Genomic DNA, 14951 nt, shown 5'->3' with positions numbered 1-14951 from the left:
TATCCTAACTATTGCCATCCTTCTGCAGTTATTTATAGTAAATTGCCCTCCTCCAGGTGATATAAAAGGTGTCGGAGTTTGTCCTCCTCCAGGTTGTGTATTAGGATTAGAGGGTTGCCCTCCACCCGGCGGTGCAAAAGGATTAGGAAATTGCACACCTCCTGGTAATATAAAAGGATTAGGAGTTTGTCCACCTCCAGGTTGTGTAGCTGGTGGATCATTATCTTCTGGTAAGTTGTTATTTTCTCCACCTTCGTCATATTCATCATAAATCTCGTAATATTCAGGTGGCATAGAAGGTTCAAATAATTTAGCAACTTCTGTGTATTCATGTTTAATATCTGCATTAGGATATCTATTTCTTAACTCACTAAGATATAAAGCCATAAAGTTGAAATAACTTTCCCAATATTCTTGCCAATAATTTTTTTTCATTGTTGACTCCCCTTTTTATGATATAAATATTGTCCTATATATCATATGTAAATATTAGGAAATGGTTCTTATTTATTTGAGATAACATTTACTAATAATACTTTCATAATATCCCTCCTTAAATTTGTATTTTTCTTTTTAGTTATAAAATAATAGTTGGAGTTAACTTTAAATCAAGAACTTTTTTTAAAAAAATTAGGTACTTTATTATAAGGTACCTAGTTAGTGGATTTCAATGGTTGAGACGAATCGTAGAAATAATAATTTATAAGTTTCTCTAAAAGTAAAAAACTATTTGCTAAAATTTAGCAAACAGTTTCTTTTGATTCTTTAGAAAAAGTATAATAACTATACATACTTGTTAATATAACTGCAAATAACCATGATATTGGAAATGTGATAGCTATACTTGATATACTATTATATTTTCTTAATAGAACTATTAAAAACATTATTCTGATACCACAAAAACTAAGCAAGGTGATAACCATTGGTGGTATTGATATCCCCCTCCCTCTAATTTGACTGCTTAAACATTCTAAAATAGCGTATAAGAAGTAAAATGGGAAAGTTATTGATACAATATTCCCCCCATACCTAATAACCTCACTATTAGATGTAAATATACCAAAAATATATTTTGAATTTATTATCATTAATGTACTTACTCCCATAGTAATTATTGCACTTACAATCATTGCAGATTTGATACCTCTATTTATTCTATCGTACTGACCAGCTCCATAGTTTTGACCAACAAATGATACTAATCCTTGACCTAATGTTATAATAGGTAAATATAGAATCAATTCTATTTTAAAATATGCGGTAAATGCAGCTATGGCATCTACTCCAAATGAATTTATCTGAGACTGAATAATTATATTTGATAAAGTAATTACAATTGATTGAACTCCAGCTGGAATTCCAATCATCAGTATTCTTCTAAATATTTCCTTGTTAAATATACTCAGGGTAAACTGTAATTTTGGCTCTTCTATACGTCTGTAAAAATAAACAATTGTTAATATTGCTGTAAGAGCTTGAGATAAGAAAGTTGCTACGGCAGCTCCTTCTACACCCATTTTTAATATTACTATGAAAATAAAATCTGCCCCAACATTGACTAGACCACCAAAAATTTGGAACTTCATTGGCGATTTAGAGTCTCCTATTGCTCTTAAAATACCACATAAAAGATTATATATAACTACAGATATCATACTTAATGTATATATTCTTAGGTATTTGATGGCTATATCTAGAATACTATCTGGCGTATTCATATATCTTAAAAATATTGGTGCAAAATATATCCCGATTATTGTTAATATTAAACCACCAAATAATCCGACCATAAAAACTGTCTGAATTATATTTTTTAATCCTTTTTCATCTTGTTTTCCATAAATATGTGCAGTTACTACATTTGTTCCAACTGCCATTCCATTAAAAAAGCCAATAAGGCAAGTTATAATTAAACTACTTGCTCCTATGGCTGCTGTTGCTTTTGTTCCACAGAATTTACCAACAAAAATTAAGTCTACAGTATTGTATAACTGCTGTATTAAAGTGCTTGCTAATAAAGGTAATAAAAATACTAAAATTCCCTTTCCTATAGGTCCTTTTGTAAGGTCATTTTGCATCATTCTTCCTCCCCATTATTAAGATGACAAGCTACATAATGATTTTTTGAAACTAACTTTAATTCAGGCTTTTTATCTTTACAGATTTCAATTGAATATTTACAACGATTTTTAAAAGGACATCCTTTTGAAATATCTATAGGATTTTCTGCTTCCTTAATATTTTCAATTTTCTTAGAGTAATTCATGTTTAAATGAAAAGTTGAAGATATTAAAGTTTGTGTATAAGGATGCTTACATTGTTCTTGAAGCTTTCTTCCTGGAATAACTTCAACTAAATTTCCCAAATACATAACAGCAACTTTATCACTTATTTGAGACACTAAATGTATATCATGGCAAACAAGTCCTATAGTAATATTTTTTTCTTTTTGTAGTTTTATAATTAAATCTATTATCTTCTTTTGTGTTAATACATCAAGAGCTGATGTAGATTCATCAAAAATAACAACCTTAGGGTTAAGAGTTAAAGCCCTTGCTATTCCTATACGTTGTCGTTGTCCTCCACTCATATTGTGAATATATCTATTAGAAAAATCCTTCGGTAAATCAACCATTTCTAGAAATTCTTTTGCAATATCGTCCCTTTGATTTTTCTTTATTAACCCAAAGTTTAAAAGAGGTTCACAGATTATATCTCTTACTTTCATTCTTGGATTAAATGCTGTATTAGGGTCTTGAAATACCATTTGAATATGTCTTCTATTTTGGCGAAGTTTTTCACCTTTTAATTTAGTAATATCTTCACCTCCGTATAAAATTTCACCAGATGTTACTTCCTCCAATTGAACTATCATTTTCATTAAAGTACTTTTCCCACATCCACTCTCTCCTACTATCGCAAGAATTTTTCCTTCTTCAAATTCAAGAGAAATATTATCACAAGCAGTTAAAACTTTATTATTAGGAGTATTAAATTTTTTAGTAACGTTTCTTATTTCTAATATATTTTTACTTTTAGACATATAATTTCTCCTCCCAATTTGACACAGAATTAAGTAACTCCTTAGTATATTCATCTTTGGGATTATTTATTATATTATCTCTACTTCCTTGTTCTACTATTTTTCCATCTTTCATAACTATTATTTTGTCAGATATATAAGCTGCTATTGCTAAGTTATGAGTAACCATAATAATACCTGTATTAAACTTTTCTCTAAGTTCTAACATATTTCGTATAATTTGAGATTGAGTAGTTACATCAAGTGCACTTGTTGGTTCATCTGCAATTAAAAGCTTTGGATTAAATGTCATTGCCATGGCAATTCCTACTCTTTGACGCATACCTCCACTTAATTGAAATGGATAGCTTTTCATTATATTATCAGGGTTTGAAAACATCATTTGTCCTAACATATTTATAGCTTTTTTGCTAGCTTCTTCTTTAGACATTTTTTCATGTGTTCTTATGTATTCTATAAACTGATTTCCAATTTTTCTAATTGGATTAATCATTGCTCCACAATCTTGGAAAATCATAGATAATTCAGTTCCTCTAATTTTATTCCAATCATCCATTGAGTAAGATAAAAGGGACTTCCCATTAAATACAATATCTCCATTTGTTATCTTACCTCCTGCTGGAAGTAGCCCCATTATAGAACGTATTAATGTAGTTTTTCCACTACCACTTTCTCCTACTATACTAACTATTTCCCCTGGTTTCATATCCATACTAAGATTTACTATAGAAGGATTCTTATTTCCATATTGTACTGTAATATTGTTGATATTTAGCATAATATAATCTCCTATTTTTATCTTACTTAGCTGGTTTTATATCTGTACTTATCCAGTAGTAGTCTGCAACACTTATCTGTGCACCATCTACAGACTTGTCACTACACATATTACTATTATAGTATCCATGTACCATAACTGCTGCATCATCTATTAATATTTGCTGTAATTTTTGTATCATTTCTTTACGTTTTTCTTCATTCATTTCTGTTGATAATTCTTCATATATCTTATCGTATTCATCATTTTGATATCCACAGTAGTTAGCATTTGATTTTCCATACCACTTATCTAAGTATCCATATGGATTTCCATCTTGAACTGTCATCCAGTTAGTATTAAGTAAATCATATTCTCCAGATACAAGCATATTCCACTCTGTATCTGCATCAGTTTTCTTAACATTAACCTTTATACCTATCTTTTCAAGTTGAAGTGCTACACCTTCTGCAAAATCAGTTAGGTTTCTACTGTCATATGTAAGAAAGTTTAATTCAATGTTTTTTCCATCTAGTTCTCGATGTCCATCTTTATTACTATCAACTATTTTTGCATCATCTAAGATTTTCTTTGCTTTCTCTTCATCAAAAGAAATAGTATCATTTAATTTATCATATCCATAATCTAAAGTGGATGGTAAAACTGAAGCTCCTGGAGTATATAATCCTCCAACAGTTATATTGCATAAAGTGTCATCATCAATTGCTGTAAGAATTGCTTTTCTTAAATCATCATTAGCTAAAACACCATTATGGTTTATATATGCAAATCCTGTTCTAACTCCTACTGTTTGTGATACATTGTATTCTGATGATTCTTTTAATGTTTTTAAATCGTTAGCTGTTGTTATGTTTTCTACAACATCAACATCTCCATTTTGAAGAGCCATAGATTTTGTAGTATTATCATCTATAAATATAACATTTAATTTTTCATATGGTACTTCTTCTTTCCAGTAGTTTTCATTGGCTACCATAGATATAGAAATACCTGTATCATATTTATCTATTGCATATGGTCCTGTTCCAACTGGTTTATTAACTAAATCTGATTCCATATCTAATATTGAGAAATATGGATGTGCTAAAGTTTTAGTTAAATCTGTATGTGGTTTACTTGTTTTAATAGTAACCGTTCTAGATTCATCATCTGCTTTTATAGAATCATATTTCATATATACTGAAGGTGCGGAGCTTCCTTTTCCACTGTTTTCTTGTTTATACATATATTCAATAGACTCCACTACTGCTGAAGCTGTTAGCTCTTTACCATTTGAAAATTTAACTCCATCACGTATATGGAATGTCCATTCTGTATTATCATCATTTACTGAGTAGTCATCACATAAATAGTAGTCTGCTTCCATTTGATCATCAAATCTAAATAAAGCTTCTCCTATACCATAACGAGAAACACACCAAGCTGCATTAGGCATTGCTGCTGGATCTAATGAGTCTGAGAAATTTGTACATCCAAAATTTAATATATTTGATGTATCAGCTGTACTACTTGAACATCCAGTTAGCATCGACCCCATCATGGATATTATAAATGCTGTACTTAATAGTTTTATTATTTTTCTTTTAATTTTCATAAGACTCTCCCTTTGTCATTTTTATATTACTTTTTCTATTTCTACTTCTTCTATAGCTTTTTTTGAATCTAAAATATCTCTCAAGTTATCACCTAAAAGATTGTATACTACTACAACTATACATATTGCTAATCCTGGATATATCATTAGCCAAGGACAATCAAGCATATATGCACGTCCTTCATTTAACATTAATCCCCATTCTGCCTGTGGTGATTGTGCCCCAAATCCAAGAAATGAAAGTGATGACAACTCTAATTTCATCGTTCCTATATCTGTAGTTGCTGTAGTTATTAATGTTGGTATAATATTAGGTATTATATGCCTTGTAATAATATGTATTGTCTTACATCCGCTTATCTTTGCTGCATAAATATAATCAGTTTCTTTTATTTTTAATACTAAGCTTCTTGATAATCTTGCATATTTAGTCCAGCTTACTACCATTATTGCTATTACTGCATTGTCTACACTTGAGCCCATGATTCCTGCCAGTGAAATTGCAAGTACCATTCCAGGAAAAGATATCATTATATCTGAAATTCTCATAATAATTTCATCTACAATTCCTCCAAAGTATCCAGAAAGTATTCCTAAAGTTGTACCAATTGTAAAAATTGAAATAACAAGTACCAATGATGCTGTAAGAGATATTCTTGTACCATAAACAACACGAGAAAATACATCTCTTCCAAGCTTGTCTGTACCAAATATGTGCTCGCTGCTAGGTGGTTGAAGTGCATCAGATAAATTTCCTTCAAAAGGACTGTATGGTGCTATTATCGGTGCAAATATACCAACTGAAATAATTGCAATGGCAACTACTATAAGCAATGAAAATATTTTATTTTTTTTTATAAATTCCTTAATTTTACTCATGTCTATCCTCTTTCTTTAACCCTTGGATCTAAATATTTATATGAAATGTCTATAAGTAGATTTATTATCATGTAGATTAATGCTATCCACATTACATAGGCTTGAATTAAAGGATAATCATAAGATGTTATTGCTGAAACTGCCATATTCCCAAGACCTGGATAAGAAAATATAACTTCTACTACTGCAGTTCCTCCTAATAAAGAACCAAGTGATAATCCTAGCAAAGTTATAAGAGGTAAAAGAGAATTTGGAAGTACATGTCTTAAAAGAATAATATTTTCTTTTATTCCTCTTGCTCTTGCACCAATTACATAATCTTGATTTAATTCTTCAAGTACAACTGTACGAACTTGTCTTGTGTACTTTGCTGCCATTGAAAATGCAAGTGTTAATACAGGTAAAATCATTTTTTCAATTCCATCTCCTGTAGATACTACTGGCAATAACTTAAATTTTAATGCTATAAAATATAAAAGCATTAAACCTACCCAAAAGTTAGGTATAGATAATCCTAAAAAAGTTGTACCGCTAATAAGAAAATCAATTACTTTATTTTTTTTAACTGCAGCCAATATCCCAAAAGGAACTGCTATTATTAACATAACTATTAATGACATAAAAGCTAATTTTAAAGTTGGAACTAATTTTAATAATATAATATCTATAACAGGTTTTTTTGTAGAATATGAAATTCCAAAATCACCTCTTAAACAAGAACTTAACCAATTCCAATATTGAACAAAAAATGGATCATTTAGTCCCATTGACTCTCTTATCTGTTGAATAACATCTTCACTTGGCATCATTCCAGATGCTGCATACATGGTTCTTACTGGGTCACCAGGTGCTAAATATATCAATGTAAAAGTAATCAAACTAATGCCAAATAGAACTATTATTATTTGTATTATTCTGTTTATCAACTGCTTTTTACTCAATCTGTTTCCCCCTAATATTTATATTTCTCGATAAGTTATCATAGGTCCATCTTTTAATATTGATAAACTTCCAACTTGATATAGAATAATTCCATCTACTTTTGCTATACATGTATGTAGTATATTTCCAAAATAGTCTTTAACTGTTCCAAGTTCATCGCCTTTTGAAACAATATCGCCTACTTTGTAGTTTGAATACCAACACCCTGTATACATAGAGTTTTCATAGATAGTATTTGTTATAACTTTTGTATCATTATTTCTATCTACCTTTTCTCCTGATAAAACGTTAAGTTCTTTTAAAACATTTTTTACATCTATTTTATATTCCTCTACCTCTTCTTTGCTCCATTTACCCATACATCCTCTTTCTATTAAAATCCCTGGTAAGCCTATTGAACCAGCATAGTTATATGCTCCACCACTATTAGATTGAGATTCTACGACATACTTTGGATTAATAGCCATAGCCATTTGCTTTGATTTAGATGTTACATCTTCACTTGCTACACCTTGATAATATACATATGGAGTTAATTCTTCATATCCATCTCCACAATGTAAATCTATGTAATAATCACTTATTTTAAATAATTCTTTTTCCATAAAGTACGCTATTTTTTCACTTACACTACCTTGTTCATGACCTGGAAATACTCTATTTAAATTTTTTCCATCTTCATAAACAACACTCATTGTACGATTTTCAAATCCACTACGATTTATTAATGGCACAATTATAATATTTCCACTTATATCCTCTGGATTTATTTCCTTTGATAATCCTATGGCAGTTTCTATTCCTACATACTCTGCACAATGAACTCCTCCTGTTATCAAAGCAGTTTTTCCTTCTTTTTTACCACAAATTATGGTTATTGGTAGTTTTATATTAGTACCACTTACATTTATGTATCCTTGTTGTTTTTGATTTCTAAACTTACTAAAGTTAGCTAAATTTATATCTTTCATTAAATCACTTCCTCTTTTATAGTTATTCTTTTAAGTAAAATATAAATTATCATATCCTTAAACGTAAAAAAGCACACTTTTTTAAAAAAGTGTGCACTAAATAAACCTATTAGTTAGACATTTTTAACACACTTATACACCGTAAGTTATGTTTTAACTTATAAAAGCAGGTCTCCTGGCTAAAAAGCATTGTTAGATTTTCCTTCCCAAGTATATTTACTCAGTGGTATAAAAACTAACCCTTTATCACAGTGACGGGATCGCATTGGATTTGCACCAATTTCCCTATTAATTCTTACGAAACTTTTATAATTATATTTTACATTAATCTACATGTTTAATTTATATATTAAGTATAGCATATATTCTATAAATTTTCCTAATGCTTTTTGTATTAAAATTAGTATACTGTAATCTATTTTAAGGGTAAAAAAATAAAAGTCCTAAATATAAGGACTTTTATTTTAGGCCTTGTTAGCCTACTTCATGATATATTAATATTATTCATTAAATCTATTCGCTAAATTGAAATTTATCAATCTTTTGAGTACTAACCTACAATAACTAAAATAACACCAATAATAGATATAAAATCAGTGATATATTCATAATTCAAAAATAAATGTATAATGATTGTAAATAATTTATCTACACTATCTGTAAATCCTATAATTTAATTTTTTATTCCTTATTCCTACTAGGAAATCTTTTGACATTTAACTATCACTGGCAACTTATTAAAATACCTGTGATTAATAAGCTCAAACATTATATTTATATCACTTTTACTTATACTTCCCTTGAATAAATCGTCTATTAAAAGTACTTTTGCATTTTTATATCTATTCATAACTTTATTATAGTAAACCTCATCCATAATATTTTGCTTTATTTGTGTTATTACATCCCTATATCCCATATAAACAACTCCTACACCATTATCCATTAATACATTTGCAATGCTAAGTGATAAATGAGTTTTTCCCGACCCAGGTTGTCCCATAAACATTATTGAGTTTTGAGTACTATCTTTTATAATATGAAAGTTATTAGAATATTCCTTAGCTTTGTTATAAGCATTTATAGATTGGCTATCGTTTATAGTTTTAAAGTTTTCAAAGTTTTTATTTCTAAATTCTTCACTTATTCCACTTTTTCTTAAAATATCTTTAGCTTCTTTAACTGCTCTACATTCACATGGTGTTGCTACACCATCATTTATTATAAATGTAAGGTCTCTACATTTATTGCATTTATAACTACTATTATCCCAATCTTTTTCTAAGTTGTTCAAGTTCATCATTTGTTGTGCTTTTATAAGTTTTGTCATTCTCATTTTTAAGTGATTTGGCATGTTTAGATTCTCTATACTCTTTGTTATATTTTCCATGATTATTTTCCCCATTTTCTATGTTATATCCTAATTCTTCAAAGGACTTATATAAAAGTTTTACAAATTCTTTATTTTTAATATTCTCTATTTCTTTTTTTATACACTTTTGTACTTTAGGACTGTTTGACATATTGTGTTTTATCCAATTTACCAAGTATATTTCTTTGGTTTCTTCACAGTAATATATCTTTTTATATTCTATAAATCTTTGTATAAGCTTTTCTACAGTTTCTCTGTTGTATCCCGTTTCCGTTTCTATAATTCTATTATGTAAACTATACACTCCACATTGAGTTGTTTTACTATTTGTCATTAAGTATATATAAAAATACTTTTCTTCTGGAGTTAAGTCTAGTACAAAGCTATCTTGCCAATAATCTATGTGTATGTGACGATATGCTGCCATAAATTTTCACCTACACTTTCTTTAATACTCTTTGGCTTATTTTAAATACTTTTGATGTTGTTGTTTTTGTATAGGCCTTAGCTATATCTGGTAATTCTGTTCTTAGTTTTTGTGTATCTATTATACTTCTACTTTGATTTTTAAATGTAAGCTTTCTATCACCTATATAAGCTGTTTCATATCCATCCATTTCACTTTTAAAAAAGTTTTCTATGGACTTTTTCTCTGCTTCTAATTCTTTTATATAGCTACATATTACATCATATCGATTTAATCTAGCTTCTTTATCAACTAATATTAGTGGATTTTCTTTTGAATTGTTTTTATCATTTAAAGAAAGTAATTCATGGTTTAATATATATTTTACAGCTTCTACAAATTCTTCGTTTGTCATTGATTCTTTTTTAGAATTGTTTTTGTTTAAAAATATCATAATCTTATCCCCTTTTATATTAAATTTATAATTTTTAATAATCTAGTTGCTTAGTAAATCTAGAAAATACATTTGCCCCTTTCCTGTCACTAAAGTTGTGGTTGATAGTATTTCCCCTTCAACAGTCTTAACTACATTTTCAGCTATTTTAAATAGTCCTTGTTCTAGATATGTTTGCTTTGGCATGTTTTTGTCTTTTCCCTTTTTTATAAGATAGCCCCTATCCCTTAGCAGTGTAAACAATCTGTTTCTACCAATTACTATATCGTTATTTCTAAGTAGTTTTGCAAATTGACCTATAGTTATTGCATCAGAACTTACAGCAACTTTTTTTCCAAAGTTTGTGTAAGGTGTATCTATTGTAATTATTGCTTCTAAGTTTTCAACTTTTCTTTGTGCCATTAGTTTTTCTTTTCTTTCTTTTTTAAGCTCAGTTGCTAAATGTATTATAAAGTCTGGATCTTTAAGTGTTTTTTCTATTACATCATCATTTAAGTATGCCCCATGTTTTCTTATCTCTGGAATTACTTCATCCATTATCCAGTTTTCAAAGTTTATTGCATTTGGCAATTTTGACTTCATGATTAATCTGTATAGGTTTCCTTCACTTATGTATTTTTTAGATACAAATTTTTCTGCATTACTTCCATCTTTTTTTACTCCAGTTACTACCCTTACGTCTTGAAACAGTACCCCTTCTTCTTTACAATGTCTAAGTATTGCACCTCTTGGATTTTGATAGCCTAGTATAGTTGCCACTGGTATTGCTTCAAAATACTCTTTTTTATCTTTAACTATTACGCTAAGTTCTCCAAATTCCTTATTTCTAAACACCTTATTTATTTCCATTTGACTATCCTCCTTTATTTATATATACCATTTGGCAAGTTAAATTGTAAAAATTTTTACCTAAAATTCATTACAATTTATAAATATATCTTTTATTTCTTGTGCACTTAAGTCTAAATACTTACTAATTTTTGATACTTCACTTAATTTGAAATCATTTACACCATTTTCTTTTAAATTATACGTTTTGCAAGCAATCCCTATTTCTTTAGAAATCTCTTGTTGAGTAACTCCCATTAACATCCTTTTTGCCTTAAGTCCTCTAAGCCCCATTTAAATTTACCTCCTAAACAATGTATATTATATTTTTATAATTTTCTTTTCCCTATCTGTAATTACATAATATTCCTAAAAATATTTATTGTCAATAATCATTTGGCAAATTTTTACAAGACATGATTTAATATCTATTTATTTTTTACCAAAATGTAAATTTTATTTAGTATTTTGTAATATTTTACCACTTTTATGTTATAATATTTTTATAAAAAATTTTTTTAGATATACGGAAATTATGTCATAAAAAATTTGGATGACCTATGAAAATAAATAATATTAACAAATTTGCAAAAGTAAAAAGTGATATTTTTGAGCAACGGATTTATCCGTAGCGGGAGCAAGGATATATCGTTGGCGAAATGAAATGTTTCGCCGACACGTCGCTCAAGCGAAGCGAATTTTAGATTTATTTATGTATCTTTCTAAAAAGATATTTAATTTATCACATTAGAAAAATAATTTTTATGGATTTTATAAATTTTATTAACTATAAGCTATTAACAATATAGATTTACATTTACTTATATTAATAGACTTTTAGTTATAAAGTTATATAAATTGGAGGAATATTTTTATGGAAACTATGGGTGAAAGAATAGCAAAAGCTAGAATGTATATGAATTTAAATCAAAGAGAACTAGCTAAAAAAGCTAATATTGCAGAACCTACTTTATCTAGATATGAAAACGGATATAGAGAACCAAAGGCTGGTACTATTAGTCAAATAGCTGAGGCTTTAGGTATATCTGCTGATTATATATTAGGTATTACAGATACTATTGAAGTTATTAATAAAGATGAAAATAATTTAGTTGCTATAGAGGATATGTTTGATGATATGAATATAACTTTGCATAATTCATCTTGTTTACTTTATGGAAAACCTGTATCTGATAAGACTATAGAAAACATAGTATCTGCTATGAAAGGGGCTATTTTATTATCAATACAAGAGGAAAAAGAAAGAGAGTTACAAAATAAATCAAAAGATAAATAAAAGGGGATTATTATGCCACGTTCAGCATCTAGCATAAGACATATAGTTAGAAATTTAAAACTTGAGTATGAGGGTTGTAGTTTAGAAGACATTATAAGGGATAGAAAAATAATATTACTTTATATTGACGATTTAGAAGTTGATGGTGCTTATGGAAAGTTTGATATACTCTTTGGAAATGGTGTATCTATTAGTAAACAGTTTATTTTTATAAATTCAAAGTTAGACTATTATAAAAGGAGTTGTGTTTTAGCTCATGAATTAGGTCATGCCATACTTCATCCTGATATAAATACTATAGATCAAAACTATAAGCCAGTAATAGCAGATTGTAAGATTGAAATGCAGGCTGAAATTTTTGCTTCTGAGTTTTTATTAGATGATGATTCTACTTTAGAATATATTAATTTGGGAGTTACAAATATTAATCAAGCTAAAGAGCAATGTGTTCCTGTAAAGTATGTAGATTTAAAGCGTAAAAATTTAGTATATACTAATATTAAAATAGCTTTTTGATTAAGGTTGGGTTTTCCTAACCTTTTTCTTTTTGAGCAACGGATGTATCCGTAGCGGTAGCAAGGATATATCGTTGGCGACATGAGCGTAGCGAATTTTTTATTTTTATTTTTGTTTTTCTTTTTATTTTTCTTTTTCCCTATACTCTATTTATACAGTATCTATACTTATAATATTATTTAGTAAAAGTAAGTTATAATATGGATATAAATTCTTTTTAGGTAAAATAATTTAATGTTATAATGTTATATATAATATATGTAATTTTTCGCAATTGTTATATAATGTGAATTAAATGTTATAAAAGTAGGAGGGGGTATTATGAATAAAAAAATAGCATGGATTCTTATGATTCCAATTTGTATAATAGCACTATATTTTTTATTGGAGAGTGTTATGTATGTTCCAGAGATAACGGGGATGGAGGGTACAGGATTAGTTTTATTTATACCAATATTTGCAATAATTTGTATAGGTAATATTGTTGTTCATATCATTGCAGGTTTATTAGGTGTATTTAGTAAAAATAATGAATTATCATGCAAAGATGTATTTTATAAAAAATCGGATAAGATAGCCGTAAAAATAATAAAGATAGTAGGATATTTATTTATGTTATTTTATATGTTTGATATGTCAATTGGAATAGTTAACAGTAATTACTATTCAATTGTATGGAACGCTTTAGCTATGATAGTAACAGTATTTTATGTAATATGGTTTTCAGCTATCAAATTAAAATCATTTTAAGTTAATATACAATCTTAATATAGTACGAATTAAATAAAAAGGGGGGATAAGATGAATTTTTCACCATTTAGAAAATTAGATTATATAGTATTCTATATAATTACTTCGGTTATGTTTATAACTCAATTAACGGAGTTAGCGTTAATGTCTGTAATAGGTATATTAATAGGAGCTACAATACCTACTTTAATTTTAGGAACTATAACTAATTTTGTATTTAAAAAGAAATAAACAATATTAATATATTGCGAACAAAAAATAGGAGCTTAATATCTCCTATTTTTTGTTTTTAAAACACGTTCTAAAATCAACATTAATTTAAAACATAGCCTATTTTTTCCCCTGTTAGCTTACTCCATAATAATTACAAAATAAAAATAACCACATATCAGTATTTATGCCAAAACAAAAAAGTCCCACCCAATGGACGAGACTTTTATTCTAATTCAAAAGCACCAGTATAAAGTTGATAATACTTACCAGCTTTTGCTATTAGTGATTCATGACTCCCTCTTTCAATTATTCTACCTTGTTCAAGTACCATTATGGCATCTGAGTTTCTAACTGTAGATAATCTATGAGCTATTACAAAAGTAGTACGACCATACATTAAGCTATCCATACCACCTTGAACTAGATGTTCTGTACGAGTATCTATACTACTTGTTGCTTCATCAAGTATAAGAACTGGTGGATCTGCTATGGCTGCACGAGCTATAGCTAGTAACTGTCTTTGACCTTGACTTAAGTTTGATCCATCTCCTGTAAGAACTGTATCATATCCTTGAGGTAATCTTTCGATAAATCCATCAGCATTAGCTAGTTTTGCTGCTTTAGCTACCTCTTCATCTGTGGCATTTAAATTTCCATATCTTATATTGTCAGCCACAGTACCTGTAAATAAATGTGTATCTTGAAGTACTATTCCTAAACTACGTCTAAGATCTGCTTTTTTAATTTTATTTATATTTATACCATCATATTTAATCTTACCGTCTTGTATATCATAGAAACGGTTAATTAAATTTGTTATTGTAGTTTTTCCAGCACCTGTAGATCCTACGAATGCTACCTTTTGACCAGGTTCAGCGTATAGTTTTATATTATGAAGTATTGTT

At 28.5% G+C, this 14951-nt stretch carries 17 protein-coding genes, 1 pseudogene and 1 riboswitch; of the genes and pseudogenes, 4 read left to right on the top strand and 14 right to left on the bottom strand.

Going from position 1 to position 14951, the window contains the following annotated elements; all coding sequences use genetic code 11:
- The 13 genes and pseudogenes from Q5F54_RS04455 to Q5F54_RS04395 all read right to left on the bottom strand — a co-directional run.
- Positions 1-435 (bottom strand): annotated as a pseudogene (locus Q5F54_RS04455) (hypothetical protein); the annotation flags it as partial.
- Between the two features lie 305 nt (positions 436-740).
- Complete coding sequence (locus Q5F54_RS04450; RefSeq protein WP_302169765.1) at positions 741-2084, bottom strand: MATE family efflux transporter; 1344 nt, start codon at positions 2082-2084, stop codon at positions 741-743.
- Positions 2081-3046: an ABC transporter ATP-binding protein gene (locus tag Q5F54_RS04445; RefSeq protein ID WP_302334019.1), complete on the bottom strand. Its 966-nt coding sequence runs from the start codon at positions 3044-3046 to the stop codon at positions 2081-2083. Before Q5F54_RS04445 ends, Q5F54_RS04450 begins: the two co-directional genes overlap by 4 nt.
- Positions 3039-3824: an ABC transporter ATP-binding protein gene (locus Q5F54_RS04440; protein ID WP_302334018.1), complete on the bottom strand. Its 786-nt coding sequence runs from the start codon at positions 3822-3824 to the stop codon at positions 3039-3041. The genes Q5F54_RS04445 and Q5F54_RS04440 overlap by 8 nt, the downstream gene beginning before the upstream one ends.
- A 22-nt stretch (positions 3825-3846) precedes the next feature.
- The gene (locus Q5F54_RS04435; RefSeq protein ID WP_302334017.1) at positions 3847-5418 is read right to left on the bottom strand and encodes an ABC transporter substrate-binding protein; all 1572 of its coding nucleotides are present in this window, start codon (positions 5416-5418) and stop codon (positions 3847-3849) included.
- 21 nt (positions 5419-5439) lie between these two features.
- Positions 5440-6297, bottom strand: coding sequence for a nickel transporter permease (gene nikC / locus Q5F54_RS04430; protein ID WP_302334016.1), 858 nt, complete (start codon positions 6295-6297; stop codon positions 5440-5442).
- A 2-nt stretch (positions 6298-6299) separates the two neighbouring features.
- The gene (nikB, locus tag Q5F54_RS04425; RefSeq protein ID WP_302334015.1) at positions 6300-7238 is read right to left on the bottom strand and encodes a nickel ABC transporter permease; all 939 of its coding nucleotides are present in this window, start codon (positions 7236-7238) and stop codon (positions 6300-6302) included.
- Between the two features lie 18 nt (positions 7239-7256).
- Positions 7257-8210, bottom strand: coding sequence for a M14 family metallopeptidase (locus Q5F54_RS04420; RefSeq protein ID WP_302334014.1), 954 nt, complete (start codon positions 8208-8210; stop codon positions 7257-7259).
- A 147-nt stretch (positions 8211-8357) separates the two neighbouring features.
- Positions 8358-8533: riboswitch (cobalamin riboswitch) on the bottom strand.
- 374 nt (positions 8534-8907) lie between these two features.
- Positions 8908-9591, bottom strand: coding sequence for an ATP-binding protein (locus Q5F54_RS04415; protein ID WP_302334020.1), 684 nt, complete (start codon positions 9589-9591; stop codon positions 8908-8910).
- Positions 9476-10009: a hypothetical protein gene (locus Q5F54_RS04410; protein WP_302334013.1), complete on the bottom strand. Its 534-nt coding sequence runs from the start codon at positions 10007-10009 to the stop codon at positions 9476-9478. The genes Q5F54_RS04415 and Q5F54_RS04410 overlap by 116 nt, the downstream gene beginning before the upstream one ends.
- 10 nt (positions 10010-10019) lie before the next feature.
- Positions 10020-10442 (bottom strand): hypothetical protein, encoded by a 423-nt coding sequence (locus Q5F54_RS04405; protein WP_302334012.1) that lies wholly within the window; start codon positions 10440-10442, stop codon positions 10020-10022.
- Positions 10443-10484: 42 nt separating this feature from the next.
- Complete coding sequence (locus Q5F54_RS04400; RefSeq protein ID WP_302334011.1) at positions 10485-11291, bottom strand: phage antirepressor KilAC domain-containing protein; 807 nt, start codon at positions 11289-11291, stop codon at positions 10485-10487.
- 60 nt (positions 11292-11351) lie between these two features.
- The gene (locus Q5F54_RS04395; RefSeq protein WP_071120313.1) at positions 11352-11564 is read right to left on the bottom strand and encodes a helix-turn-helix transcriptional regulator; all 213 of its coding nucleotides are present in this window, start codon (positions 11562-11564) and stop codon (positions 11352-11354) included.
- Positions 11565-12144: 580 nt separating this feature from the next.
- On the opposite strand from Q5F54_RS04395, the gene Q5F54_RS04390 reads away from it, so the two are divergent.
- The 4 genes from Q5F54_RS04390 (at position 12145) to Q5F54_RS04375 (ending at position 14064) form a co-directional block, all read left to right on the top strand.
- Positions 12145-12567, top strand: a complete 423-nt coding sequence (locus tag Q5F54_RS04390) for a helix-turn-helix domain-containing protein (protein WP_071120312.1) — start codon at positions 12145-12147, stop codon at positions 12565-12567.
- A gap of 12 nt (positions 12568-12579) precedes the next feature.
- Positions 12580-13083 (top strand): ImmA/IrrE family metallo-endopeptidase, encoded by a 504-nt coding sequence (locus Q5F54_RS04385; RefSeq protein WP_071120311.1) that lies wholly within the window; start codon positions 12580-12582, stop codon positions 13081-13083.
- A 321-nt stretch (positions 13084-13404) separates the two neighbouring features.
- On the top strand, positions 13405-13833 hold the full coding sequence (locus Q5F54_RS04380; RefSeq protein WP_071120310.1) for a hypothetical protein: 429 nt from the start codon (positions 13405-13407) through the stop codon (positions 13831-13833).
- 51 nt (positions 13834-13884) lie between these two features.
- Positions 13885-14064: a hypothetical protein gene (locus tag Q5F54_RS04375; protein ID WP_288305854.1), complete on the top strand. Its 180-nt coding sequence runs from the start codon at positions 13885-13887 to the stop codon at positions 14062-14064.
- 205 nt (positions 14065-14269) lie between these two features.
- Here Q5F54_RS04375 and Q5F54_RS04370 read toward each other — a convergent pair.
- The coding region (locus tag Q5F54_RS04370; RefSeq protein WP_302334010.1) for an ABC transporter ATP-binding protein at positions 14270-14951 on the bottom strand (682 nt) is incomplete at its 5' end.

The sequence above is a fragment of the uncultured Romboutsia sp. genome (assembly GCF_958366745.1).
In the GTDB taxonomy this organism is placed as follows: Bacteria; Bacillota; Clostridia; order Peptostreptococcales; family Peptostreptococcaceae; genus Romboutsia; species Romboutsia timonensis.
The sequence above is the reverse complement of the archived record's forward strand: the minus strand, read 5'-3'. Positions and strand labels throughout refer to the sequence as shown.